The organism is Dactylosporangium sp. McL0621 (assembly GCF_049995355.1).
GTDB lineage: Bacteria > Actinomycetota > Actinomycetes > Mycobacteriales > Micromonosporaceae > Dactylosporangium.
Genome location: NZ_CP188259.1, coordinates 382,439 through 406,776, shown reverse-complemented (window position 1 = coordinate 406,776; position 24,338 = coordinate 382,439). Strand labels below are relative to the sequence as shown.

Annotated in this window: 26 protein-coding genes; 13 read left to right on the top strand and 13 right to left on the bottom strand. The window is 68.1% G+C overall.

The features are described from left to right. Window positions 1-266 precede the first annotated feature (266 nt). From ACPPVO_RS01865 to ACPPVO_RS01855, 3 genes are all read left to right on the top strand, one after another. Window positions 267-1,553 carry a glycoside hydrolase family 19 protein gene (locus ACPPVO_RS01865; RefSeq protein WP_426509520.1) on the top strand — a complete coding sequence of 429 codons (1,287 nt, stop codon included), beginning with the start codon at window positions 267-269 and terminating at the stop codon, window positions 1,551-1,553. A 94-nt stretch (window positions 1,554-1,647) separates the two neighbouring features. Continuing rightward, a complete protein-coding gene (locus tag ACPPVO_RS01860) occupies window positions 1,648-1,926 on the top strand; it encodes a hypothetical protein (protein WP_426509518.1) in 279 nt (92 codons plus the stop codon). A gap of 106 nt (window positions 1,927-2,032) precedes the next feature. Continuing rightward, window positions 2,033-2,497, top strand: coding sequence for a hypothetical protein (locus tag ACPPVO_RS01855; protein WP_426509516.1), 465 nt, complete (start codon window positions 2,033-2,035; stop codon window positions 2,495-2,497). 104 nt (window positions 2,498-2,601) lie between these two features. Here the strand turns inward: ACPPVO_RS01855 and ACPPVO_RS01850 are convergent, their stop codons facing one another. Further along, entirely contained in the window at window positions 2,602-3,162 is a 561-nt protein-coding gene (locus ACPPVO_RS01850) for an RNA polymerase sigma factor (protein ID WP_426509514.1), read from the bottom strand. 58 nt (window positions 3,163-3,220) lie between these two features. Here ACPPVO_RS01850 and ACPPVO_RS01845 point away from each other — a divergent pair, with 58 nt between their 5' ends. Beyond that, complete coding sequence (locus tag ACPPVO_RS01845; RefSeq protein ID WP_426509512.1) at window positions 3,221-4,657, top strand: serine/threonine-protein kinase; 1,437 nt, start codon at window positions 3,221-3,223, stop codon at window positions 4,655-4,657. On the opposite strand, the gene ACPPVO_RS01840 is transcribed toward ACPPVO_RS01845, so the two are convergent. Beyond that, window positions 4,638-5,210 carry a hypothetical protein gene (locus tag ACPPVO_RS01840; protein WP_426509511.1) on the bottom strand — a complete coding sequence of 191 codons (573 nt, stop codon included), beginning with the start codon at window positions 5,208-5,210 and terminating at the stop codon, window positions 4,638-4,640. The two genes, ACPPVO_RS01845 and ACPPVO_RS01840, sit on opposite strands and share 20 nt — an antisense overlap. An 882-nt stretch (window positions 5,211-6,092) precedes the next feature. On the opposite strand from ACPPVO_RS01840, the gene ACPPVO_RS01835 reads away from it, so the two are divergent. Both ACPPVO_RS01835 and ACPPVO_RS01830 read left to right on the top strand, forming a co-directional pair. Next, window positions 6,093-6,596 carry a hypothetical protein gene (locus ACPPVO_RS01835; RefSeq protein WP_426509510.1) on the top strand — a complete coding sequence of 168 codons (504 nt, stop codon included), beginning with the start codon at window positions 6,093-6,095 and terminating at the stop codon, window positions 6,594-6,596. A gap of 145 nt (window positions 6,597-6,741) precedes the next feature. Further along, window positions 6,742-6,933, top strand: a complete 192-nt coding sequence (locus tag ACPPVO_RS01830; protein WP_426509509.1) for a hypothetical protein — start codon at window positions 6,742-6,744, stop codon at window positions 6,931-6,933. Here ACPPVO_RS01830 and ACPPVO_RS01825 read toward each other — a convergent pair. The 3 genes from ACPPVO_RS01825 to ACPPVO_RS01815 are packed head-to-tail and all read right to left on the bottom strand — an operon-like array spanning window position 6,899 to window position 8,411. Further along, window positions 6,899-7,363 carry a DUF488 family protein gene (locus ACPPVO_RS01825; protein ID WP_426509507.1) on the bottom strand — a complete coding sequence of 155 codons (465 nt, stop codon included), beginning with the start codon at window positions 7,361-7,363 and terminating at the stop codon, window positions 6,899-6,901. The two genes, ACPPVO_RS01830 and ACPPVO_RS01825, sit on opposite strands and share 35 nt — an antisense overlap. 11 nt (window positions 7,364-7,374) lie before the next feature. Next, entirely contained in the window at window positions 7,375-7,872 is a 498-nt protein-coding gene (locus ACPPVO_RS01820; protein WP_426509505.1) for a DUF6036 family nucleotidyltransferase, read from the bottom strand. 32 nt (window positions 7,873-7,904) lie between these two features. Next, window positions 7,905-8,411, bottom strand: a complete 507-nt coding sequence (locus ACPPVO_RS01815) for a helix-turn-helix domain-containing protein (RefSeq protein ID WP_426509503.1) — start codon at window positions 8,409-8,411, stop codon at window positions 7,905-7,907. A gap of 242 nt (window positions 8,412-8,653) precedes the next feature. Between ACPPVO_RS01815 and ACPPVO_RS01810 the strand changes: the two genes are divergently transcribed. Continuing rightward, window positions 8,654-9,535 carry a hypothetical protein gene (locus tag ACPPVO_RS01810; RefSeq protein WP_426509502.1) on the top strand — a complete coding sequence of 294 codons (882 nt, stop codon included), beginning with the start codon at window positions 8,654-8,656 and terminating at the stop codon, window positions 9,533-9,535. A 1,834-nt stretch (window positions 9,536-11,369) separates the two neighbouring features. Then, the gene (locus ACPPVO_RS01805) at window positions 11,370-12,308 is read left to right on the top strand and encodes a replication-relaxation family protein (protein ID WP_426509500.1); all 939 of its coding nucleotides are present in this window, start codon (window positions 11,370-11,372) and stop codon (window positions 12,306-12,308) included. Window positions 12,309-12,640: 332 nt separating this feature from the next. On the opposite strand, the gene ACPPVO_RS01800 is transcribed toward ACPPVO_RS01805, so the two are convergent. The 8 genes from ACPPVO_RS01800 to ACPPVO_RS01765 all read right to left on the bottom strand — a co-directional run bounded on the left by ACPPVO_RS01800 (window position 12,641) and on the right by ACPPVO_RS01765 (window position 18,339). Then, window positions 12,641-13,345 (bottom strand): GntR family transcriptional regulator, encoded by a 705-nt coding sequence (locus tag ACPPVO_RS01800; protein ID WP_426509498.1) that lies wholly within the window; start codon window positions 13,343-13,345, stop codon window positions 12,641-12,643. 120 nt (window positions 13,346-13,465) lie between these two features. Continuing rightward, complete coding sequence (locus ACPPVO_RS01795) at window positions 13,466-14,104, bottom strand: hypothetical protein (RefSeq protein ID WP_426509497.1); 639 nt, start codon at window positions 14,102-14,104, stop codon at window positions 13,466-13,468. A 50-nt stretch (window positions 14,105-14,154) separates the two neighbouring features. Then, window positions 14,155-14,856, bottom strand: a complete 702-nt coding sequence (locus ACPPVO_RS01790) for a GntR family transcriptional regulator (protein WP_426509495.1) — start codon at window positions 14,854-14,856, stop codon at window positions 14,155-14,157. A gap of 108 nt (window positions 14,857-14,964) precedes the next feature. Further along, window positions 14,965-15,591 carry a GNAT family N-acetyltransferase gene (locus ACPPVO_RS01785; protein WP_426509493.1) on the bottom strand — a complete coding sequence of 209 codons (627 nt, stop codon included), beginning with the start codon at window positions 15,589-15,591 and terminating at the stop codon, window positions 14,965-14,967. Beyond that, window positions 15,588-17,135: an APC family permease gene (locus ACPPVO_RS01780; RefSeq protein ID WP_426509492.1), complete on the bottom strand. Its 1,548-nt coding sequence runs from the start codon at window positions 17,133-17,135 to the stop codon at window positions 15,588-15,590. Before ACPPVO_RS01780 ends, ACPPVO_RS01785 begins: the two co-directional genes overlap by 4 nt. A 49-nt stretch (window positions 17,136-17,184) precedes the next feature. Further along, complete coding sequence (locus ACPPVO_RS01775) at window positions 17,185-17,862, bottom strand: GPP34 family phosphoprotein (protein ID WP_426509490.1); 678 nt, start codon at window positions 17,860-17,862, stop codon at window positions 17,185-17,187. Further along, entirely contained in the window at window positions 17,859-18,110 is a 252-nt protein-coding gene (locus tag ACPPVO_RS01770; protein ID WP_426509488.1) for a hypothetical protein, read from the bottom strand. The genes ACPPVO_RS01775 and ACPPVO_RS01770 overlap by 4 nt, the downstream gene beginning before the upstream one ends. Further along, on the bottom strand, window positions 18,103-18,339 hold the full coding sequence (locus ACPPVO_RS01765) for a hypothetical protein (protein ID WP_426509486.1): 237 nt from the start codon (window positions 18,337-18,339) through the stop codon (window positions 18,103-18,105). Before ACPPVO_RS01765 ends, ACPPVO_RS01770 begins: the two co-directional genes overlap by 8 nt. A 1,007-nt stretch (window positions 18,340-19,346) precedes the next feature. Between ACPPVO_RS01765 and ACPPVO_RS01760 the strand changes: the two genes are divergently transcribed. The 5 genes from ACPPVO_RS01760 (at window position 19,347) to ACPPVO_RS01740 (ending at window position 24,286) form a co-directional block, all read left to right on the top strand. Next, window positions 19,347-19,904: a hypothetical protein gene (locus ACPPVO_RS01760; RefSeq protein ID WP_426509484.1), complete on the top strand. Its 558-nt coding sequence runs from the start codon at window positions 19,347-19,349 to the stop codon at window positions 19,902-19,904. 20 nt (window positions 19,905-19,924) lie between these two features. Then, window positions 19,925-21,034, top strand: a complete 1,110-nt coding sequence (locus ACPPVO_RS01755) for an IS630 family transposase (protein ID WP_426509483.1) — start codon at window positions 19,925-19,927, stop codon at window positions 21,032-21,034. A 116-nt stretch (window positions 21,035-21,150) separates the two neighbouring features. Beyond that, window positions 21,151-22,044: an IS5 family transposase gene (locus ACPPVO_RS01750; RefSeq protein WP_426509481.1), complete on the top strand. Its 894-nt coding sequence runs from the start codon at window positions 21,151-21,153 to the stop codon at window positions 22,042-22,044. A gap of 152 nt (window positions 22,045-22,196) precedes the next feature. Then, window positions 22,197-23,750, top strand: a complete 1,554-nt coding sequence (locus ACPPVO_RS01745; RefSeq protein WP_426509479.1) for a helix-turn-helix domain-containing protein — start codon at window positions 22,197-22,199, stop codon at window positions 23,748-23,750. Further along, window positions 23,747-24,286, top strand: a complete 540-nt coding sequence (locus ACPPVO_RS01740; protein WP_426509477.1) for a GNAT family N-acetyltransferase — start codon at window positions 23,747-23,749, stop codon at window positions 24,284-24,286. Before ACPPVO_RS01745 ends, ACPPVO_RS01740 begins: the two co-directional genes overlap by 4 nt. Window positions 24,287-24,338 lie beyond the last annotated feature (52 nt).

Genomic DNA, 24,338 nt, shown 5'->3' with positions numbered 1-24,338 from the left:
CCCGATCGCACCGCCGACGGCACGCTGGCGTCTGGACAGTGCTTCGCGAGGTATCCCCCGACGCCCAGCGATCCCGTCCATCGGCTTCGGGGTAGGCGTGTCGACGGTCGCCCGGCGAGCGCATAGATCCTCGGCCGAATCCATCGACGATCTTACGGCGCTCGAACAAAAGTAAACACTCTTTACAGTTAGCCGAGGTTGCGATAGAAAGGCGCCCTGAAGCCGGGTATCTGCCTGGCCAACCTCCCCTCCCAGGAGCGTCCCCAATGGACAGATCGAGATCGGCGCGCTTGCGTCGGGTGCTCGTCGCGGCAGCCGCTCTCGCGCTCGGCGCCGTCTTCGTCATCCCGTTCAGCCCCGGCACCGCGTTGGCCGCTGGCACGGGTGCGATCTCCGGATACGGCGGTAAGTGCGTCGACGTCGCCGGCGCCAACACCGCAAACGGCACCCAGATCCAGCTGTGGACCTGCAACGGCACCAACGCCCAGAACTGGACCGTGGGCACCGACGGCACGATCCACGCCCTCGGCAAATGCCTCGACGTCTCCGGCGGCTCCACCGCCGACGGGGCCAAGGTCCAACTGTGGGACTGCAACGGCACCGGCGCCCAGCAGTGGGCCGTCAGCGCCGCCAACGACATCGTCAACCCCCAGGCCAACAAGTGCCTCGACGCGTCCGGCTGGGGTACGGCCGACGGCACCCCGCTGCTGACCTGGTCCTGCCACGGCGGCGCCAACCAGAAGTGGACGGTCCCGGGCGGCGGCACAGGTTCGTGCAACTACCCGAACTGGGTCGCCGGACAGTCCTACGCCACCGGTGCCATCGTGCGGTACACCAACGGACAGCTCTACCAGGCCACCCACGACAACCCCGGCTACGACCCGACCATCAGCACCTGGTTCTGGTCGCCCTACTCCTGCGGCGGTACCAGCACGAGCGGCTTCGTCGTCAGCGAGGCGCAGTTCAACCAGATGTTCCCGAGCCGCAACGGCTTCTACACCTACGCCGGGCTGACCGACGCGATGCAGAAGTACCCGGCCTTCGCCACCACCGGCAGCGACACGGTGAAGAAGCAGGAGGCCGCCGCGTTCCTGGCCAACGTCGGCCACGAGACCGGCGGGCTGGTCTACATCGACGAGATCAACACCGCCAACTGGCCGCACTACTGCGACACCAGCCAGCCCTACGGCTGCCCGGCCGGCCAGTCCGCCTACCACGGCCGCGGCCCGATCCAGCTGAGCTGGAACTTCAACTACAAGGCGGCCGGCGACGCCCTCGGCGTCGACCTGCTCAACAACCCCAACCTGGTCGCCACCAACTCGTCGATCTCGTGGCAGACCGGCCTGTGGTACTGGATGACCGGCACCGGCAACGCCGGCACCACGTCGCACAACGCGATGGTCAACGGCCAAGGGTTCGGTACCACGATCCGCGCCATCAACAGCATCGAGTGCAACGGCGGCAACCCCGCCCAGGTGCAGAGCCGCGTGAACCTCTACAACCAGTTCGTCGGCATCCTCGGCGTCCCCGCGGGCGATAACCTCTCCTGCTGAACCACCGTCGCCATCTACGACGCGCTCACCCGAGGGCACCTGACCTCGGAATGTAACCTACCTAGAAATTTTCTAGGTAGGTTACATTGGCAGCGTGGAGACCAATGACGGCATCGAGTTGCTGCTCGACGTCGGGTTGGATCGGCGGATCGTGGACAGCACCGCGGTCGACATCACGAGTGACGGCGGCCAATGGTCACGCCGCCGAGCCATGCTGTTGCGTCACTCGCCAAGCCCACACGAGATCGATCGCGCCCTAGCGACGCTCAGAGCCCAGGAAGACAGGCTGCTCTTTGTGGTCGCGCGGGCGGGACGGGCATTGCAGCAGGCCGCCCGCGCAGGATCATCGCGTCGCCCACGCGGCGGTCGATGATGCGGTCGTCTCCTTCCGAGGCGAGACGTACCGTGCTGACGCCCAACGTCCGGCCGGCCGGACTCATTCGGGTCGCACTAGTTGGGTCCGGCTGGCCACGCTCCGCATGTTTGCGCTCAGCCCGTCCGAACCGCTGTTACAGCTGCAGATCGCGAGCCGACTAGGGGTGTCGCACGTCGCGGTCGGCAAGCAACTACCGCAGCTCCATGAACTCGTGACACGCACGCCCGGCGGCTGGCAAGCCGTCGATCGGGCGGGCTGCTGGGACCGATTCATGGCGGACTATCCAGGCACGCGAGGGATGTCCACGTACTGGTCGGCGACCGGAGACCTCCCGCCGCAACTCGAACGCATCGAGCAGGTCGCCGACGACGAAGGCGACGCACCGCCTGCCGTGTCGGGCGACCTCGCCGCCAATCTGTACGCCACCTGGCACCGCCCGAGCCGCATCGTCGCCTACGTCACCAAGCAGCCCGCCTTGGAACAGCATGGTTTTGCGACGGTACGGTCAACAGACGCGATCGTCCATAGCGGATTCGAGCGCGCTCGATTCGCGTTCCTAGCCGCGTAGCCACGCGCACGGCATATACGGTGTGCCGTACTGGACGTGACTGTCCACAGGAGACAGCGGACGCGGCGTGCTCCGGCGGCGCGTGGGCGAACCGCCGGGACGGGTCAGGCCGACAGGGACGCGCGCACGCGCTGGCGGGCGGCGTGGATGCGGGACTTCAGCGTGCCGTTCGGGATGCCGAGGTGGTCGGCGATCTCCTCGTAGTCCAGTTGGCAGACGTCGCGCAGGACCAGCGGGGTCACCAGCTCCGGCCGCTCGGCGCTCAGCTGTTCCAGCGCGTCCAGGAAGTCCAGCCGGGAGCCCGCGATGACACTCGTGGTGCGGGGATCGGTGACATCGAGATGCAGGACGTCGCTCGGCTGCTCGGCCGAGCGGCGCTTCAACGATCGGTAGGTCTGCCGGGCACAGTTGGTGACGACCACGTACAGCCATGTCGTGAACTTCGACCGGCCGCCAAAGGTGTGGATCTGCCTGGCGACCTGCAGCAGCGCGTCCTGGCAGGCCTCCTCGGCGTCCTGCGGGCACGGCAGGAACCGGATACAGCGGTGCAGCACCTGCGGACGGATGCGACGCAGGAGTCCGTCCAGGGCGGCTTGGTCGCCGGCCGCGGCGCGGTGCGCGAGCTCCTCCGTCTCCAGTTCCTCGGCCCTCAGCTCGCCTGGCACAACGTCACCCGTACTCTCCCGGACCCGCGGACTGTTCCGTAGCGATGATAATGAGGACGTGCCAATTCCCGAGAAGATCGGCCGGTACCGAATCCTACAGCGGGTTGGCTCCGGCGCCTTCGCGACTGTGTGGCTCGGCGCCGACGACACGCTCGACGCGCTGGTGGCCATCAAGGTCCTCGCCGACAACTGGGCCCACCATCCCGACATCCGGGCGCGATTCCTGCAGGAGGCCCGCATGATGCGCCGGGCCGACTCGCCGCGGATCGTGCGGATGCTCGACATCGACGAGCTGCCCGACGGGCGGCCGTACCTGGTCATGGCGTACGCCGCCGGCGGCACGCTCGCCGACCGGCTCGATGAGGGGCCGCTGACCGTGGAGCAGGCGCTGGCGGTGGGGGCCCAGATCGCCGAGGCGGTCGCCGAGCTGCACCACATCGGCGTGCTGCACCGCGACCTCAAACCCTCGAACGTGCTCTTCGACGAGGCCGGCGGCGAGGAGCGGGTGCTCGTCACCGACCTGGGGCTGGCCAAGGCGCTGGCCCACGCGTCCGGGTTCACCGTCGTCGCCGGGACGCCGGGCTACATGTCACCGGAGCAGGCCCGGCTGGGCAGCGCCCTGGACGTGCGCTCCGATGTGTACGCGATCGGCGCGGTGCTGTACCACATGCTGACCGGGCAGGTGCCGCCCCCGCGCGACGGCAAGGAGCAGCCGCTGCGGCCGTCACGGATCCGGCCCGGCATTCCGTCCGCCGTGGACGACCTGGTGACCCGGGCAACCCAGGCCGACCCGGCCCGGCGCTGGCCGTCCGCGACAGCCGTCGCCGAGGCCCTGCACAGGCTCGCGGATCCGGAGGCGCCGTCGACGCGCCGCCGCTCGCGCCGGGCCCGCGTGGCGGCCGTCGCCGCCGTGGCCGTCCTCGCGGGGGCCGCCACGGGGGGCGTGCTGCTGGTGCGCGCCCACACCGGGACGGTGCGGGTGACCGACAAGTCGGGCGGCGTGTCCGTCGCGGTGCCGGCGGCGTGGGCGAGCCAACTGCGCGACGGCGGGTGGGATCCGGCCACCCTTGGCCTGCCGGCCGGCCACGCACCGGGCCTGGTGGTCTCCAGCGACCTGTCGGCCTGGGCCGACCCGCACCGCGCGGTCCCGGGAGTCTTCGTCGGCGTCAGCCGGGCGCTGGCCGCCGACACGGCGGCGCCCGCCCTGCCGGAGCACACGAGCTGCTCCCGGGTGGCCGACCGGACCGTGACGGTGGATGGCGCCACGGCGCAAGTGCACCGCTGGGTCCGCTGTGACGGGTCGGCCACCGCCTTCGACGAGATCGTGTTCGTGCCGGCGCAACGCGGGTTCGGCGTGTACGTGCAGATCCGCCAGACCAACGACCAGGACCGCACCGACACGATCCTGGACGGCCTGCGGATCGGCAGCGCCCTGACGGTGCAGGCCGCCGGGGCGACCCGGCAGCCGGCGCGAGTCATGACCTCGCCGCGGTGATCCCGGCGTTGTCGATGTGGAAGCCCTTGCCGTTCGCCGTGCAGGTGACGCCGGTGGTGGCCGACTCGCAGCGGAACGGCCCGACGCCGGTCGCCTGTCCATAGGCGAGGGTTGGCGTGCCCTCGCCGGGGTTGCCGATGCACCCGCCTTCCGTGCAGGTCTTGTACGCGCCGGTGGCGTCAAGCCGCACCGAACGGGCCGGCGTGCCCGTCTGACAGTAAGCCTCCGTGAGCCCCGCGTCCTGGTAGTGGATCTCGCAGCTGATGTTCCCGGACGGCGAGAGGAACGCGCCGCCGGTCGAGCGCTGCATCGGTACGAGCGTCGCGCCGCTCGTCGTCTTCGTGGCGGCCGCGGTAGTGGTGGATGTGGCCGGTGCGGCGGATCCGGCCGCGGCGCCCGCGCTCGGTGCAGCGGCGCTCGGGACACCGGCCGTCGCGCCGGGGGAGGTCCGCCCGCCGGCCGGAGCCGCGTCGCCGGGCTGGGTGACCGGGCCGCAGGCGGCTAGCAGCAACAGCAGGCCGACGGTCGCACCGGCCAGGGTGATGTGACGCATGGGTCTCTCCTCAGGGGCTCGTTCTTGGTTGGTCGGCATGTGTGATGCCGCCTTGACCGGCCTGGTTCGCGGACTCAGGTCACGAAATGGTAACGAGCAGGCCGGGCGACCGCCGGTACGGCCGCGCCAGGCCCCAGGCGCCGGTGCATACACAAAGAGCTCGATGAACATCACAGAGGGCCGGGGCATCCTCTGTCCGGCGACCCTGTCGCTCCAACTACGGGCCGCAGCCCGCGCGGAGCGTCGGATTGGAAAGCCGCGGCAACGAGATTGGCCGAGCCGCCCGATGGCTGTCGTTCGCCGGCGAGAGGAGACCGCACCGGCGTGGCTACACGCGGCCGGTAGCAACCTCGCTCAGCTCATGCCGATGCTGTACCGCTTCGGCAACAACACCGCCGAAGCGAGCCGAACGGCGCTGGAGACCTGGAGTTCCTCTGTCGGGTCCTTCGCTGCCCGCCGTCGAGTCGCAGCGGATGAGGCCCCGGCATTCCGCGCGTTCTGGCGGGCGCATCTTGCCGGACCTTGAGAGACGCTTCGGGCGCTCGGGCCGGTACGCGCCGCGGACGTACCGTTCCGCGGCGGGCGCCGGATGGGCGACCTGATCGCCGGCACGAGCGTGGTCGAGATCAAGACCGGACGCATGGAGGACCAACAGCTGGCCGAGGCAGGTCCAGGCCTTCGAGTACGCCTTGCTCGCCGAGGCCGAGGGAGAGGTCGCGGCCGCGACTGTCGAGCGGAGCCGCTGGCGGCGAGGCAGCGCCGAGTGCCACTGCGACAGCACAGGACTAGACGATACGCCGCACCTTCCCGCTCGAAGCCATTCATGCCAAACTATACAACGCTGGGTAGTTGATTAGACACAATTAGCCATGAGGGGTGTCGGTGACGCAACTGTCGCTCTTCGGGCCCGGTGACGGCGAGCCTGAACGTAAGCCGAGCTCCGATGACCTGGTGCGGCTTCGGGTGCTGATCACGGTGAAGGCCGCCCCGAACCCGTCCGAGAAGTACGGCGAGACAGTCTGCATCGCCGGCCTCAGTGTCGACCTGAGCCAACGACGGTGGATCAGGCTGTACCCAATCAACTTCCGGGATCTCAGCTTCAACGACCGGTTCTGCAAGTACGACATCATCAGCGTCGACGCGCGGCCCGCACGCCAGGACCAGCGCCGCGAAAGCTGGAAACCGTACCCGGAGACCATCTCCAACGAGGGGCATCTTCGAGCGTGGGAACCACGTCGGCCGCATCTGGACCGGCATATCGAGGGTTCGATGTGCAGCCTGTTCCGCAATACTCGCGACCATGCCGCCGCTCAGTCGCTCGCGCTTGTGCGGCCCAAGGACGTCAGCGGTTTCAAGGTGGAGCCGCACCCCGGGTTGGACCCCTGAAGAACAGAAGAAGATCGACGCGTACGTCAACCAGCTCGACCTCTTCGACAGCAAAAATCGCACACCGCCGGAGGCGCCCCGCTTCCGGGGCCACTACCGGTACCGGTGCCACGACCCGCGTTGCAACGGCCACAATCAAGGCCTGTTGGACTGGGAGTTCGTCGCCTTCCAGCGCAACCTCGGCGACGTGACCGACGAGGAAGCCTGCCGGGCGATCGAGGCCAAGTTCTTCGGCGAGATGTGTGCCGCCGACCGTGAGGTCGCGTTCTACGTCGGCAACCAGGCCAAGCGAGTGAACGTCTTCAGCGTGCTGGGCGTGTACTGGCCGAAGCGGTAGACCGGCGGCGCTCCACCTCGCGGAGCACCACGTCGCGGTGGCATCGGCTCTGGTCGGCTTCGAAGCACAGCACGGCGACCCGCTCCCGCCGGCTCGCCTCCGCCAACGCGTCGAGCGCATCGGCGGCATCCCCGACCTCCAGCAGGCCCGCGAAGACCGCCTTCGCATCCTGGCGCTCCTCGGGCGAGCCGCCGAAACCCGCCCGGTTCGACTTCGGGTTGCCCAGCTCGCGTCGATGCTCGTACCGAATGCCGGCCTCTGCCAAAGCGGCTCCGAGCGCGGTCTTGCTCAGCCCGCGCTTCCGGGAGATCGGCGTCATCCGGACGTCCACGAGCCGCGAAACACCCGCGGTTACGAGCCGCTCGACGAGTTCTTCGAGCGTTTGCCCTTCATAGCCGACGCCCACGATGCCAGGCGACACGATCCGCACCTCCGATTCCTTTACCTTGCCGAGGCTACCCAGCTCAGCATGCGCTGACGCAGGACCGTGGAGATGTCCATCGCCTTGATGCGATCGGCGAGGGTGTCGGCGTCGATCAGGCGCGCCTCGAGCAGTGCGGAGACGAAGACGAGGTCCTTCTCGCGGCCTGCGGCGAGCTTGGATGCCGCGCAGTCGTGCGGTTCCAGGCAGCGGGCCTTTGCGGTACCGGTGTTGGCGTTGGTGACCACGACGAGCCTGTCCCGCCAGCCGTCGGGCAGGATTGCTGTGGAGGTGTCGACGCCCTGGGCGTAGTAGCCGTAGGTGCTGTCGAACGGCGACATCTCGCCGATGCCGCCGTCGACGAGGTCGGCCTTGCGCCCGTCCGGATCGTCGAAGAACGCGATGTCGACTTCCGTTGAGCGGGTGACGACTGGCGGGAGGAGATGTTCCGGTATCGCGCCGAGGATTGACTGGCTGCCGATGACCAGCACGTTGGGGTCACCCACGATCGCGGACACGGCCCGAAGTACGTGTTCGAGTTGCTCGCGTCTCATGCGGACAACGCCACCCGGGGATGGGTTGCGTCGAACGCGGCTAGCACCTTCAGCCGCTCCCGCTCGGTCAGCAGCCCAGCGAACGGCGTGTTCTGCCGGAACTCCGCCGCCACCCCGGTCCGCGCCGTGATCATGTCCACGACCGCATCCACACCCTCGTCGAGCAGCCGCTGCCAGGCGTCGAACCACGCGTCGGCGCTACCGTCCGAGTGAACCTCGCGGCGGTGCGCCAGATTGCGGTACGCCAGCGCCATTCCGCGCACTGGGTCGGCGACGAGCTTGCCGGCCACAGCTCGATGCAGCCACAGCGACTTCTCGACCTCGCGCCGAAATGGCGGCCGCAGGAGCCGCTCGACGTCGTCGCGCCGAATCCGCCGATGGGTGCCGGCCCGGACGAACGGCAGTGTTCCGTTGACACACAGGTCGACGACATGCTGCCGCGAGCAGTGCAGCAACGCGGCGGCCTCGGTGGTTGTCAGCAGGGCAGCCGATGTCGAGCTCACGTACCCATGGTAGTGCTAAACGCTAAAAACGCTACCAAGGCTGCCGCTGCCGCACAGCAACGCCGCCGCCACCACCAGCAGCTGTAACCTACCTAGAAATTCTCTAGGTAGGTTACATTGGCTCCGTGGAGACCGTTGACGGTGTCGAGCTGCTGCTCGACGTCGGGTTGGACCGACGGGTCGTGGACAGCGCCGAGATCGACGTCGGCACCGGCGACGGCCGATGGTAACGTCGCCAAGTCATGCTGCTGCGCCATTCGCCGAGCCCGCGCGAGATCGATCGTGCCGTGACGGCGCTGCGGCCGCACGTGGACGGGCTGCTCTTCGTGGTCCCGCGAGCGGGGCGCGCCTTGAAACAGGCAGCCGAACGCGATCATCGCATCGCCTATTCGGCAGTCGATGAGGCGGTTGTCTGCTTCCAGGGCGAGACGTACCGGGCCGGTGAGCAACGGCCGGTCGGCCCCGCACATCCGGGACGCACGAGTTCGACCCGGCTCGCCATGCTCCGGTTGTTCGCACTGAGCCCGGCCGAGCCGTTGTCGCAGTCGGAGATCGCGCGTCAGTTGGGCGTGTCGCACGTTGCGGTCGGCAAGCAACTGCCGCTGCCCGACGAGTTGGTGGCGCGCAGGCCGACCGGCTGGCAGGTCGTGGACCGGGCGGGGTGCTGGGACCGCTTCATGGTGGACTATCCCGGACCGCGCGGGTTGACCACCTACTGGGCGGCGGCCGGAGACCTCGCCGCCCGGCTCGAACGCATCGAACACGTTGCCCGGGACCGAGGCGACGCCCCGCCGGCCGTGTCCGGCGACCTCGCCGCCGACCTGTACGCCCCGTGGCGACGCCCGAACCGCGTCGTCGCCTACGTCATCAGTCAGCCCTCATTAGAGCAGCACGGCTTCGCGACGGTGCGGCCGGCGGATGCGACGGTCGAGTTGCGTACCCCCCGGGATCCGACCGTGCTGACCATGTCCCGCGAGTTGCCAGCACTACGAGATGGAAGCCCACGTCGGTACACCGACCCGCTGATCGTGGCATGGGATCTCAGCCGGTCATCGGGCGGGGATGTTGACGCTGCGGTCGAGCAACTGCGAACGCGGGCACTCCGGGAGCGACTGTGGAGATAGCGCGTCACGTCGAACTCGTCGCCACCGCGTACGCCGACGAAGGTCTCGAACGGGCTGTCGTCATCGGACTTGGCGGCGCCGGCTGCTGGCGCATCGGGCTTGGGGACGATGACTGCCCCGACAGGCAGGATCGGCGATCGTCGCCGACGAGCAATGGTTGCGTTATGTAGCTGTTCCCCATCGGGATATCCCCCTCTAGGGATATTTCGGGTCTGGTCAGGAGCCGGGTTTCGGCCGCTGAGCTGCGTGGTTAATGCCTCGACCTCGCGCACAGCGGGCCTGGGGGTCCACCTAGCCAACCGCCCGGGCCAATGCCCGGGTCAGGACCCGCGTGCAGTCGCAGGCGTAGCGCAACCGGCAGGCGCGGACGGCGCTTGGGCCGTTCCGACGTAGCGGCCACCCGGTGCCCGTCGCAGCAGCAATCGCACGGCGTGTCGCCAGCCCTCCGCTGGCACGCAGTAATGGTCAAGACGGCGGCGCGGTTGATGACCATCATGCGTCCCACCTGACAAGAGCCGGCCGATCGTCAGCGCAGGACACCGCCGAGCCGGCTAGCGGTGGCTGGTGAAGATCTCCGATGCCCGCGGTCGATCGAGACGTTGATGACGCCGGACTGGACCACCCTGCCAACGTCTCACCCACACATGGCCCGAGTTGGGTTCCCGCGGCAGCGTCCCGCATCCAACCGGCAGCCAACTCGGGCCAACCCGCGGCGTGTAGCCAGCGGCCAGCAGAACCGCCCGGGCGGCGACGGCGACCGGTCTCGCCACTGTCCTTACCGTGGTACCGGTCCCGAAGCGGTGACCGCCGGAACCGCCCGAGCAACCCAGCGCCGGGACTGATATCCCCGAGGCGGTACAGCTGCCGGGACCGTTGCGGTAGGAACTCGAGCCGAGCCTACGACCGGTTAACCGGTCCCGGGCGGTCAGCGACGAACCGACCGGGCGCCGGCGCGGGCGGCGCCAATCCTCGATACCGGTACGGGGCCAAGGACGATCGTCGCGGTCGGGGCCGGGGACGCGGTACCGGTCCGGGGTAGCCCTCGGTACCGGGACCGGTCTGCGAGGGCCAGATGACCGGTGGGCATCTCAGCGCGGGGAGGACCCACGCAATCGTTGCACCGCAGGTCAACGCCGGGTTACCGCAATCTTGGACCACGGATTGCGCAACGTCGTCATGGCGGTTGCGCGGCCGACGGACCGGTGCCGTCACCGACGTGAGCGTGGCTGGTACCGGTACCAACGTGGGCGTCGGCGGACAGTGACCGGTGCGACCGCGCTGGCGGTACGGTCCCGGTCCGGTGCCCGGTCGGACGCACCGTCGTGTTGTGGGCGTACCGGTCAACCGGTCCGACCGTACCGGTGACCGGTAGCCGGTACCGGTCACCGGTCACTCGCCGGGTGGTCGGTACCGGTACCGCCCTTCGCTGCCACGGCCCGGGCATCGTCCCGGGAACCGGATTCGTGCCGGTACGGTTCCTCTGCGTCGGCGTCGTCGCGAACCGCAGCGGCCACGCATGTCGGCACGGCAGCGTGGTCATCACATCCCGCCGCACTCGGCGCACCAAGCGGACGTTCCGGTCCGTCAACATCGACCGGTTTGCATCACCAGCTGGCGGATTGAACGACCAACCAGCCCAACCGACCCAACTCATCCAACTGGTTCGAAGGGACCGCTAGCAGCGAGTTGGGTAGCCAACCCAACCCGTTGGCCGGTTGCGTACCCAACCGGCCAACGGGTTGGTCGGTTCGTCCGCGGCGCGCGATGAGTTGGGCGGCGGTTGGGTTACCCAACCCAGGCGCACGCAACATCCGCACCCAACTGGAGGCCATGGGTGGATGCAAGGCCGCCAATCGACGGCCGACTTTCCTCAGGAGCATCGATGACTGCTACGAACTCAGACCGAGTGCTCTACGCCCGAGCATTCATCACCGACCGCGACCTGTGCCTGCTCGAGTGGCTGCACGACCACCAGACCCTGACCCTCGAGCAGGTCACCGCGGCGCTGTACGACTCCCGCCGGGCGGCGTCGGAGCGACTGCTGCGGCTGCACCGGCTCGGGATTCTCGACCGGTTCCGGTACACCACGTCGGGCCGCAAGACCATGTACTCCCTGCTCGGCCGGCTGGGCGCCGAGGTCGTCGCCGCCCAACGCGGGGACCCGACGCCACGTGCCGCCGAGGTGATCGCGAGGCAGCGGCGGATCGCGATGAGCCCCTATCTGGCCCACTTGCACGGCGTCAACCAGTTCTTCATCGACTTGATCGCCCATGCGCGCCACACGCCAGACGCCGGCATGATGCGGTGGTGGTCAGAGCGGCAGTGTGCTGAGCCGTTGCGGTTCGGCTCGGTGAGCATGCACCGGGTACGCGCCGACGGCCACGGCATCTACGCCGAGGGCCAGCGGCGGATCGCGTTCTTCCTCGAGTACGACCGGGACACTGAGTCGGTGCCGCAGCTGCTGGACAAGGTGAAGCGGTACGAGCAGTTGACCGCTCAGGGAGGACCGGCATGGCCGGTGCTGTTCTTCCTGCCGAACCGTGCCCGTGAACGCCAGCTCCACCAGCAGCTGGGTCGTCGGCTTATCGCCACACCGGTTGCGACTGCCACCCGTGAAGCGCTGCGCACCGACCTCTGTGTCGCCGACGGCATCTGGCTGCCTGTCGGCATGCAGGAACGGCCGTACCGACTGATCGAACTCGACACGTTCAGTGATCCAGCTGACGACGCGGCACTCGCTCGGCTCGACCGTCGTCCGTTCACACAACGCTGAGAAGCTCAGCCGATTGTGCCGTGCACATTACGGTGTTGATCGGATATCCGAACGGGTCGCCGATGCTCTCTGGCGGCTGGTCGGCACGTCGACGTACCGCCAGCGCCTGGTGCCGCTCGGCGCGTTGGTGATCGTCCGGACGAACGGGCGCTGGATCGGCTGGACTGGCGCCCGGCACCGTAGCGAACGTCGATGGAACCAGCAGGAGCCCCGCTGCGTCAGCCCCGCCACCCGCCAACACCCCGGGCGGACTCCCAGGCCACAGGGCGCCACCACGCAAAGACCCCGGATGCCGAAGGGCACCCGGGGGTCGGCGTATCGCCTGAACGGCGCTACCGCAGTGTGAAGGCGTCTTCAAGCTCCTGGCGGGACGGCGGCAGCACCACGTCCAGCGCGAGCACCGGCCGTTGCTGCCGGTCGAAGATGGCCAGCAGCGCCGTGAGCATGCACTCACGACGGCCGACCTCCAACAGCCGGGACTCCTCCGCCGTCGCCGCGCGAGCCGAGATCCGCTGCGTGGCGTGGTCCAGTTCCACACCCCGACGCGTCGCGAGGTGCTGTGCCAGGCCCGCCCGCAACGGTCGCAGCACCGCAACATCGGTACCCGCGGCCACGTCCAGCGGCACAAACGCGGTACCCAGTTCCACTGGGCCGACCCCATCGACCTGCACCAGCCACCGCCGCGCCACCACCGGCGTGCCCTCATCCACACCCAGCGCCCACGCCGCCCGAGACGGGGCCGGTTCCTCCCCGGCGTCGAGCACCCGCACCCGCCCGTCGACCTCGCCGGACAGCAGTGCCATCACGTGCTGCGGCACCTCACGCGGCGCCGGCGGCTTGCCCAGCGAGAACCGGCCCTTACCCTGCCGGGCGTAGATCCAGCCACCCTCACGCAGCAGCTCGAACGCCCGCACCGCGATCGGCCGGGAGATCCCGAACTCCTCCATCAGTTCGGTCTCGCTCGGCAGCTTCGCGCCCGGCGGATACGTGCCGTCTTCAATCCGCGCCTGCACCGTGTTCACGATCGTCACGTACATCGGCGGGGCGTACTCGATCGGCACCCGAACCACCATCCGAAGGTCATCAACATGTCTTGTCAAGCGCTTATGTACACACTCGGTTATGCGTCTAGCCGGCTGACACCTACGTCTCACGGCTCACTTGACGTCGAACCCCCCGACACCCGCACGCCCCGCGGTCATGGTCACCCCCACCACTACACGCTTCGGGGCGGCGGTCTCGTACGTCCAGTAGCGCTGACCGTCCGTCCGCTGGCTCCGGTAGCCGACGGCACTGCTGCCGTCGCTGTCGCGGCTGCGGGCGGCCCGGGCGAGGACCACGTCGACGATCCGGGCGAGTTTGGTGTTGGCGTCGGCGAAGTCGAGGCCGATGATCCCGCCGTGGTCCGCGACCTGGTCGTACATGGCCGTGATGAGCTGCACGAAGGTGCCTTGCGGGGCGCGGGGCGCGGTCACGACGAACCCGCAGCACCAGATACACTGCTCGGCGTAGGCGTGCGGCCAGCGGGTTTCGAAGTACGTGCGTGAGATGTACGGCCAGGCGTCGAGGTGATTGGTGAACACGGCCAGCCCGACACACCGGCCGCCGTTGTCCGGGTCGAGGATGCGCCACTTTTCGATGCTGATGTTCATGCAGATGTCGGCGAATTCGGCGTAGAACAGCAGGTGCGCCTGGACGGCGCCGCTGGCCATTCCGCCCATCGAGCGCTCGTAGACCTGCCACGCCTCAGCGTGGGCATCGCCGTTGAGCTGCAACGTCACGTCGGTCTTCAACATCAGGGGGTACTCCCGTTCCGGCTCATACGAGGGGTAGGTGTTGCCGTGAGCTAGTTCGACGGCCAGGACTCGTCACCGCCCCGCAGCGCGTCGAGCAGCGCCAGTCGCCCGCGCTGCGCTGCACCGTTGGACCGTCCCGCAGGCCCCTCGCCGTCGACCTGGCCGCCGGACAGCAGGACGCCGGTGCCGTTCGCGGCTAGGTGTTTGCCCCGGCGGACCGTGGCGGCCGACACCCGCCAATGCCGGGCCAACGCGCCGTCGGACGGCAGCACCTCGCCGGGTCGTAGCCGCCCGGCGTCCACCGCTTCCCGGACGCGCCGCGCCACCTGATCCTTGAGCGGGGTCCCGTCCTCAGGCAGTGGTGCCAGCACCCGCCACACCGGCTCCGGACCCGCAAGCGCAGACACCGTCCCGGCCGGCGGGCGGGCATCCGCAGCCGACCGTCTGACGGACAGCTCCGCCAGCCACCAGGTCATCCCGTGCACAGCCAGCATCACCGGCACCCACACCAGGATCCCGGCGTCCATCACGGCCAGCAGGATCAGCACGTCCGGTGCCGCGTCGTCGTCCATCACCAGCAGGCCCACCACAAACAGGTGGGCCGCCACCAGGCACACGACCACACACCCGAACCATGCCGACGCCCGCCGCACTACCGGCCCCGCCCAGCAGTCCGCCTCGGTCAGCGCCGCCACCGCACGCACCCGCGCCACGCCGACCTTCACCGCCGCGTTGAACATCGGCACCCGCACCGACCACATCACCGATCGCCTCTCCCATCCCGACCATGCAGCGGGCGTGCCGCCGCACGGACCACCCAGCCGTACGACGACACGCCCAACACAGCGGCACGGACAGTGCTATCCGCCGCCGCTGCGCCACATGGGAAAGAGCGGGTCGCCGTCGTAGGGCAGATCGAACACCGGCGCACAGTCGGCGTAGCCCTTACGCAGGTACAGTTCGCGGCTGCGGCCGTTGCTGGCTTCCAGATAGGACGGCAGCCGGTACTGGTCCAGGGTGCGGTGCCGCTCATCGAGCAGTGTGCTGCCGAGGCCCTGGTTCTGCCACCGTTTATCGGTCGCCAGGAACGCCAGATAGGCGTGCGGGCCGCCGTGCCGGGGATGGGCACGGTCCATCTCGTCTTCCAGGCGTCGGAACCGTGGTCTCCACGCTCCGCACACCGTGGCCATCCGGGCCTCGTAGCCTGCGACATCCGGGTGCGGCACCGCGAACCAGACACTGGCCGCGACGAGCATCCGGGAAGCCCCGTCAACCATCTCGATGACGTCGACCTGGCCGTGCCGCAACGCGTGCTCGACATGGACCGTGAAGTAGCCGGTCAGCACCGCGACGCGTGCCTCGGCCGGCGGGACCAGCCAGCGACTCACGTCCAGCGGTGCAAAGGATGCCGCGATGAGCCGCGCCACGGCCGGGGTGTCGTGCCCGGTGGCGACGCGGACCTGGTGCTGTGTGTCCGGGGTCGTCACCGCGAACCGCCCGGCGCGCTGCTGTGCGCGGGACGGTGGACCGGCCGGGTCACCGTGCCGCCATGTGCGGTTGCCGGTGTGGCACCCAACCCGATCGCCCGGAAGATCTCCGGAGCCCCGCGGCGCAGGACCAGCGCCCACAAGGCACCCGCGAACGCGAGCGCCACGTACCCGACTGGGAACGCCGATCGCATCAGGGAGTCCGGTCCGACGTTGAGCAGTCCGGCGAAATTCTCGACGATCAGCCAGGCGATCCAGCCCAACGCGACCGCCGCCGCGACCGGCGCGACGTAGCCCTGCCACACCGACACCCGACCGAAACCCGGCGTGCGGCGATGCCGCAGGAAGTAACACGGCACCGAGATGGACGTGGCCACGATCAGCAGCAGGATGCCGAACCCGCCGCCGGTGCCCAGCCAGTAGAACAGCTGCACCATCGGGTCCGCCCCGACCGCCGCGTACGCCAGGATCACGGCAAGGCCGATCCCGCTCTGCACGAGCGAGGCGTTGCGCGGGGCGAACGTCCGCGGCGTGGTCCGGCCCAGGAACCCGAACACGACACGCTCCCGACCCAGCGCGAACAGGTACCGGGTGACGTTGTTGTGATACGACAACGCCGCCGCGACCAACGACGACAGAAACAGGACACGGCCCACGTCGATCAGCAGATGCCCGCCGACATGCGCGGCGGCGACGGCGAACGGCAGATCGCTGGGGTGCTCGGCGGCCGCCTGTTGCAGCTGCTGCGGGCCGATAGCCACCGACAGCGCCCACGTCGACCCGGCGTACACCACCGTCATGATGGCCAGACCGCGGTAGATCGCCCGGCCGACCGTCTTCTGGGCGTCTTTGGACTCCTCGCTGAAGATCGGCGGGGCCTCGAACCCGACGAACGACGACATGACGATCGCGAACGCGACGCCCAGCGCCGCGAGGCCACCGAGGCTCGACGGGCGCAGCGTCTCCGCACTCACCGCGCCGCCGGCCGGGTGGACCAGGTCGATCACGTCACAGACCACGACCAGGACCACCTCAGCGACCAACGCCACCGCCAGGACCTTGCCGTTGACGTCCACCCGCAGCACACCCATCACCGCCACGAACGCCCACACGAGCAACGCCATCGCCCACCACGGCACCGACCCCGCGACCGACGCCGGCAGCAGCGCCACGGCGGTCGGGCCGATCGCCCCGAACAACGCGATCGCCAGCATCCCGTACGCCGGTACGGCCACGAACGCTGCCGCGACCCCGAACGGCTTGCCCGCCCCCTGGGCGATGTAGCTGTAGAACGCCCCGGCGTTGCGGATGCGTTTGGCCACCGCGATGTAGCCGACCGAGAACACCGCCAGGACCGCCCCGAGGATGACGAACGCGAGGGGCAGCCCGGTCACGCCGGTCACCTGCCACGCGACCGGAACCAGACCCACCAGGATTGTCAGCGGTGCCGCCGCCGCAACGGCGAAGAAGATCAACGACAGGGCGCCGAGTTTGTTCGCGGCAAGGGCCGACTCGACCCGCCCCGGCGATGCTGCAACAGCCATGGTGCTCCTCCAAACGAGGGGTTGAAACACACAAACGTGTGCAGGGGGTTCAGGGGTGGCTGGACAGCACCGCATCGCCGACCAGGGTTTGCACAGCCGTACACAGCCGTCGCAGGTCCGGGGGTGCCTCCCCGGCGATGTACTGGCGCAGCCACAGATCACCGACCGTGTGCTGCTCCCACAGCACCACCGGCAGCAGCCCGACCGCCTGCACCAGCCCAGCCACGGTGATGTCCGCCCACGTCCGGGACAGGTGCGGCAGGTCCCCGAGGATCACATGCTGCAGCCGCGTCGGTCGCCAGCCCGCCGCCGTCCGATCGGTCGGCAACAACACCCGAGACGCATGCCGCCGCAACCGAGACACCTCGACTGCCTCGACCAGACCGGCCAGCTGCAGCCGCTCGACAACCAGGCCGCCGGCCCTGCCCTCGGCGAAGAACTTCAACCAGGTCCGCACATCCAGCGCCCGCTCCGACCGCAGGTAGGCCAGCACCACATGCGCGAACGCATCGTGCGGCGGCCCGACATCCAGCACCCGCACCACATCGTCCTCACCGATTACGACACGGCCGCCCAGCACCAGCTCCCCCAGCAGCCCGCCCGCCAGGCCGAGACCCAACGCCCGGGGATGCAGCCGGCACCGCCAATCCCGCTCCTCATGCGCGATCAACCACAGGTCATCAGCCGGCCGCAGCGGCTCCCGCCACACCGCCGCCCCCGCCCTCACCGGACGCTCCGAATCCGCGGGTCCTGCAGGACCTCGACCGGGATGTCCACCTGACGTTCGGTGCCGGGCTTGCCGTTCCACAGGATCTCCATCCCCGTGACCGTCATCCATCCCGGTTCCGGTGACTCGGCAGGCGCCGCCGTGACCCGCAGCCGCAGGTTCCCCGCCCCGAAGCGGTAGTCCGCCTCCCGGAGGCGCAGCACGTCACCAGCTCTGATCGGCGGTGCCCCGCCGGTCCGCTCAGCCACCGGACACACCCCCGCGCCGTGGAGGGAGCCAGCCGACCAACTGCGCCCGTCGCGCCTCGACATCGTCCGTGGCGTCGCTGAACGCGTCGGCCAGATAGGTCGACATCAGCAGCCGCAGCCCATGCAGGTCGCCGCTGTACTCGTCCAGCAGCTGCTCCCGGCGTGACCGGCACGGCCACGGCGCGCCGCACGAACACCGCCACGACGGGCGCTGCAACACGTGTGTCACCGCCCACCACCATCCCCCCGCCACACCTGACCGGCCGTCAACGCATACGTGACCAACGATGTCGACGCGTTCCAGCCCGACACCCCGGCACCGCATCCAGCGCCGACCGTGGCATTGGGCCCGGGTATGACCGTGGTCCGGCCGCAAGGCTCGCCCCGGCCGTCCAACAGGTCACCGCCAGCCTCAGGCACTCCGCGCACAGTCGCAGCACCGCGACCACGCGGCACACCGATCCGCATCACTGCCTCCCCAGGCCAGTCCGGCACTCAGCCACGTCCCGCCACGCGCACGACAGCGCCGGCCAACAGCAATCGACGACGTTCCGAACAGGACGCGCCGCACGACGTGAGCCAGCCGGCCCACAACCGTGCCCACATCGCGCGGCACGCCCCTCTGCACCTGCCACCACGGGCGTCGTGGGCCACGTAGCAACAGGGCGCCTCTGCCCGGCGCATCAGCAGCGGACCTACGCCGCTCGCGCCCCGGACCGGCCGAAGCAGTCCGGGCACACCCGCCGGGCCAACCGGCTCACGTCCTCTACCGGCACCTGCCGAGCCGATGCCGCCAGCCGCCAGCCCCGACCATCACAGCCGCGACAGCGCTCCACCCGCCGGAATTCGACAACCGTCAACGCGAGTCGCGTCCCTTCGACCACGACCGACCGAGCCGGCAACAGCCACGCCGCCGCCACCGACCAGGCCTGACATCAGCCCGTGCAGCCATGCCACGACATTGACACGAGCCAACCCCGACACCACATGCCACCAGGCACTATGCGTCCGCTACATACCGGCCAAGCACCAATCGGCCCCCGGAGACCAGGCCCTGTGTGAACAACCGACGAGCACTGCTCCGACATCGATCGCCGTCACCAGCGAACCCGTGCGACCTTTGGCCACTCTCAATGTCATGGACCGCGTTCTCACGGGGACGTCCTTCGCGGCCCGGACGTCGTGCTGCCCAAACCCCGCAAACACCGCCGCCGCTGGCCATGGACCATCGCCATCGTGGCCACCGGCCTCACGTGCTGCCTGGGCGTACCAGCGGCCGTCATCGCCGTACCGATCATCCGCGACACCATCAACGCCGGCCGCGGCAGCACCACACCACAAGAGGCCATGGTCACGTTCATGTTCACCGTGCAGCCACCCGCCGACGCCAAACGCCTCACCGCCGAGCCGCTCATCGCCCGGTCCCACCGCAAAGACCTACTCCAGCAGCGCGCCGACTACATCAACGCCATCGACGCCACCAACCGGGCCCACCCCGACCAGGCCGCCAAACTCGCCATCGGCCACGACCCCGGCCAACACGACACCATCGACATCCACGGCGACAACGCCACCGTCACCCAATATTGGCGCGCCGAATTCGACCTCGCCCGACCAGAAATCGGCGGACCTCTCGGCTACACCAGCAACGCCCAACCCTGGACCGCCACCGCCCACCACGACCGCGACGGCTGGCGCCTGGTCGCCGTCACCATGCCGCCCCGGTGCGGCACCTCCACGACGACGGCACCATCACCGGCTACGCCACATGCGACTAGTATCCTGAGTCGTTGATTCGTTGATAGATTGCCGGTATGGGTGACGGTCGTGGTCCGAAGCTGGCAGTGCTGGAGCTGACCGCTGAGGAGCGGGACGTTTTGCAGGGCTTGGCTCGTCGGGCCAAGACGGCGCAGGCATTGGCGTTGCGGGCGCGGATCGTGTTGGCGTGCGCGGATGGCTTGTCCAACAGCGAGGTGTCGCGGAAGCTCGGGGCCTCGCTTCCGACGGTCGGTAAGTGGCGCCAGCGGTTCATCGCCCAGCGGCTGGCAGGGTTGCAGGACGAGCCTCGCCCCGGCGCGCCGCGGAAGATCACCGACGCGCAGGTCGAGGCGGTCATCGTCAGAACACTCGAATCGGCTCCGTCCAATCAGGACAGTCACTGGTCGACCCGGTCGATGGCGCAGGCGGCCGGGCTCAACCAGACCGCCGTGTCACGAATCTGGCGGGCATTCGGACTCAAGCCACACCTCGTCGACACCTGGAAGCTGTCCACCGATCCGCTGTTCATCGACAAAGTCCGTGACGTGGTCGGGTTGTACCTCGACCCGCCGGACAAGGCGATGGTCCTCGCCGTCGACGAAAAGTCCCAGATGCAGGCCCTCGACCGCACCGCGCCGATGCTGCCGATGATGCCCGGCACCCCCGAACGCCGCACCCACGACTACGTACGACACGGCACCACCAGCCTGTTCGCCGCATTGGACATCGCCACCGGCAAGGTCATCGGCCAGCACCAGCGCCGGCACCGCCATCAAGAGTTCTTGCGATTCCTGCGCACCATCGACGCCAACACCCCACCGGAACTGGACCTGCACCTGGTCTGCGACAACTACGCCACCCACAAGACCCCGGCGATCCGCACCTGGCTGGCCGCGCACCCACGCTTCCACCTGCACTTCACCCCGACCTCCGGCAGCTGGCTCAACCTGGTCGAACGCTGGTTCGCCGAACTGACCAACCGCAAGCTGCGCCGCTCCACCCACCGCAGCGCCAAGGCCCTCGAAGACGACGTCGACGCCTGGATCGCGGCATGGAACGACAACCCGAAACCCTTTGTCTGGACCAAAAACGCCGACCAGATCCTCGAAAGCCTCGCCAACTACTGCACCGGCATCAATAAAACTTTTAACGACTCAGGACACTAGCGCGTGTTTTAGAACTGACGGGGCCGGGTGAGGTCACAGCGTGGCGATGATCGATAACTGAAGAGGTCTCCGGTAGATGGTTCAGCGACCAAGCAGAACTTCATACCGGAGACCTCGTGGCCACCTTAGCGGTGACGAGGCGGCACGACCTGACCGACGCGCAGTGGGCGGCGCTGGCGCCGCTGCTGCCTGCGCAGCCGTCGTTGGGTCGTCCGCCGAAGTGGGACAGACGGCAACTGATCGACGGGATCCGCTGGCGTATCCGGGTCGGCTCGCCGTGGCGTGACGTCCCAGCCGAGTACGCGCCCTGGCAGACCATCTACGGGCTGTTCCGCCGCTGGCAGCGTGACGGCACCTGGGACACCATCCTCGCCGCCGTGCAGGCCCGCGCGGACGCCACCGGCCGGATCGACTGGGACGTCAGCGTCGACTCCACGACCAGCCGCGCGCACCAGCACGCCGCCGGCGCCCGCCGCGACGGACACCTGCAGAAGGAACCCCCCGGCGGCGTGCATGACGAGCCCGCCGACCACGCGCTCGGCCGATCCCGTGGTGGATTGACCACCAAGACGCATCTGGCCTGCGAGCAGGGCCAGAAACCCCTCGCACTGCTCATCACGGCCGGGCAGCGCGGTGACAGCCCCCAGTTCATCCCGGTCCTGCGCAGGATCCGCGTCGCCCGGATCGGGGGCGGGCATCCGCGCACCCGGCCGAACCTGGTCCTGGCCGACAAGGCCTACACCTCGAAGGCCAACCGGACCCACCTGCGCTCCCGCGGTATCACCGCGTGCATCCCCAGCAAAGCCGACCAAGACGCCCACCGCAAAGCCAAAGGCTCCAAAGGCGGGCGCCCACCCGCGTTCGACCCGGTCCGCTACCGGCAACGCCACGCCGTCGAGTGCGGCATCAACCGACTCAAACGCCACCGCGGCGTCGCCAGCCGCTACGACAAACTCGCCACCCGATACCAAGCCGTCCTGACCATCGCCGTCATCGGCGAGTGGCTCTGACCCCAGCCTTATGAAACGGACCCTAACCCACACATTGACGCAGCCCGCCATCCACGAGCGTTCACTCCAACGACTTGTCACTTGCCTGGATATGCGACCAAGCGGGTAGGCTGCATACAGCCACCCGCGCCCACAGTCACGGGAATGCAGCCATGCCGACCGATGCACCAGTCCCCATCCGGCTCCCCGCCGGATTCTGGGACCGCACCGACGTCACCGACGCCCTCGCCGCACGCGACATCGGCGCCCTCTTCCGGCTCCTCCGCCAGTACGCCCAAGCCACCCAGCTCCAGATCGAACGCGCGACCGGCATCCCACAACCCGAAGTCAGCCGCATCATGCGCAGCCAACGCCAAGTCACCACACACGAGCTGCTGACGCGCATCGCAGACGGCTTCAACATGCCCAACCGCGCCCGAGCTCGACTCGGACTGGCCTACCACAACCAACCTCGCGCACAGCAGACATCCACAGTGGACTGGAGAGCGTCCACAGTAGATGTGTCGGATGCAGCTGAGTACACACTCTCCAGCGACTTTCGTGCAGGACGAACCGTCGGTCCTGACGAGCACAACACCGACCGTGCCGACGACAGTTCGCGCACCTCCCGTGAACCGCGAAGATCTCCAAGCGCGACAACCTTCAACCGAGACCTTCAACCGGTAGACGTTCGCGACTCGCCGCGCGACACTGACGATGTGTTACGTCGTACGGTTTTGTCGGCTTTCGTTGCGTTGGGAACTTATGCACCCCTTCGCTCGTCGGCCGAGCACGCCTCATCCGTCCTCGGCACCGCCGAGGACTGGCGCGAGGCAGCTTGGGAGTACGGGTTTACATATCTCTCGCAGTCGCGCTCAGCTTTCTTGAGGGAACTAGCCCCCGACCTCGTCGCTATTCAGCGGCAGATGACCGCTATCGAAGACGAGCGGGAGGCAAAACAGCTCGCCAGTGTTGGTGCGCAGCTTGCCGCACTTATGGCAATGGCATGCACGCATCTCAGGTACTTTCGCGAAGCCCGCCACGCGTGGCGCCTTGCCCGGCGGCTCGGAGTCCGATCCGGTTCGACAGAGGCCCAAGCCTGGGTCCAAGGCCACGAAATCACCTCGGCTATATACCTCCAGCGCCCGGTGTCCGTTGTCCTTCAACTTGTCAATCAGGCTACAGTCCTCGAAGGTCGTACGTTCGCTGGAAGCGCCGAACTGCTCGCCGGCAAGGCTCAGATTTTCGCTGCTCTCGGGCGGAAAGAAGACGCATTGGCTGCAATCTCGCAAGCCAACGCCACGTTCGATCGATTGCCTGATGCGATCGTCCAACAGTCGGACTCAATTTTCGGATGGCCGGAGGACCGAATCCGACACGCGGAGGCCTATGTCCATGCCCGTATCGGCGGGAATCAAGTCGCTAACGCATCCATCGATCGCGCACTTCGTCTGTATGATTCGTCACGAACAATTAGTAAGGCACAGCTAGAACTACATCGAGCACTAGCACTGATCCGTAGCGGAGAAGTCGGCGAGGGCACCCGACATGCCACTTGGGCGCTAAACACGGTGCCCTCAAACCACCTCGGCCAACTCGTGCTTCTTGTCGCCGATGACGTGCTCAGGGCCGTGCCCGAATCAGACCGAGGTCGACCCAATGTGGTGAGCTACCGTGACCGCCTGATCGCTGCACGCAACTCCTCCCTGAAGGGCGAACCGATATGAATGAAGACTTTACCTTTATCAGTCATGTCGGGACCGCTGCAATCGGCCAACTCGACGATCTAGCACCGCTATACGAACAGGTTTACGCCGAGTCGCCATATGAATCCGGACCCATCTGGCAAATAGACGAATTCGTCGGGCGGACGCAGCGGCAGGCCACACGCGACGGCTTCTCGCTCGTTACGGTGCACGAATCCAATGGCGCACTCGTCGGCTTCTCGTTCGGCCTGCCGTTCGCGAAAGGTCACTGGTGGTCTGGTAGCACAGATCCCGTACCCGACGACATTTCATCTTCGCGCAAGTTCGCCATCATTGAGCTTGTCGTCAGCAAACCAAACCGTGGTCAGGGAGTCGGCCGGCGCTTACTCGACACCTTGTTGAGTGATCGCCCCGAGCCGTACGCTACATTAACCGCCGTCACCAATGCAGACGCTCGCAGCATTTATGAACACTGGGGCTGGCGTCAAATTGGCTCGCTCGTGAATCCGCTACAGCCCGAGTTGCGGTTCGACATATTAGTTCATGCAATTTCGTAAGACCATGGTGCCGTCCGATCGCGGCCATCACCCGCTAGTGTTGCCGAATTGG

What these genes read in the sequence shown, in the direction of transcription:
- ACPPVO_RS01865 (WP_426509520.1), top strand. Translation starts at nt 267, where the DNA reads ATGGACAGATCGAGATCGGCGCGCTTGCGTCGGGTGCTCGTCGCGGCA.
- ACPPVO_RS01855 (WP_426509516.1), top strand. Translation starts at nt 2,033, where the DNA reads ATGTTTGCGCTCAGCCCGTCCGAACCGCTGTTACAGCTGCAGATCGCG.
- ACPPVO_RS01840 (WP_426509511.1), bottom strand. Translation starts at nt 5,210, where the DNA reads ATGCGTCACATCACCCTGGCCGGTGCGACCGTCGGCCTGCTGTTGCTG.
- ACPPVO_RS01810 (WP_426509502.1), top strand. Translation starts at nt 8,654, where the DNA reads ATGCTGCTGCGCCATTCGCCGAGCCCGCGCGAGATCGATCGTGCCGTG.
- ACPPVO_RS01800 (WP_426509498.1), bottom strand. Translation starts at nt 13,345, where the DNA reads ATGTACGTGACGATCGTGAACACGGTGCAGGCGCGGATTGAAGACGGC.
- ACPPVO_RS01795 (WP_426509497.1), bottom strand. Translation starts at nt 14,104, where the DNA reads ATGTTGAAGACCGACGTGACGTTGCAGCTCAACGGCGATGCCCACGCT.
- ACPPVO_RS01780 (WP_426509492.1), bottom strand. Translation starts at nt 17,135, where the DNA reads ATGGCTGTTGCAGCATCGCCGGGGCGGGTCGAGTCGGCCCTTGCCGCG.
- ACPPVO_RS01755 (WP_426509483.1), top strand. Translation starts at nt 19,925, where the DNA reads ATGGGTGACGGTCGTGGTCCGAAGCTGGCAGTGCTGGAGCTGACCGCT.
- ACPPVO_RS01745 (WP_426509479.1), top strand. Translation starts at nt 22,197, where the DNA reads ATGCCGACCGATGCACCAGTCCCCATCCGGCTCCCCGCCGGATTCTGG.
- ACPPVO_RS01740 (WP_426509477.1), top strand. Translation starts at nt 23,747, where the DNA reads ATGAATGAAGACTTTACCTTTATCAGTCATGTCGGGACCGCTGCAATC.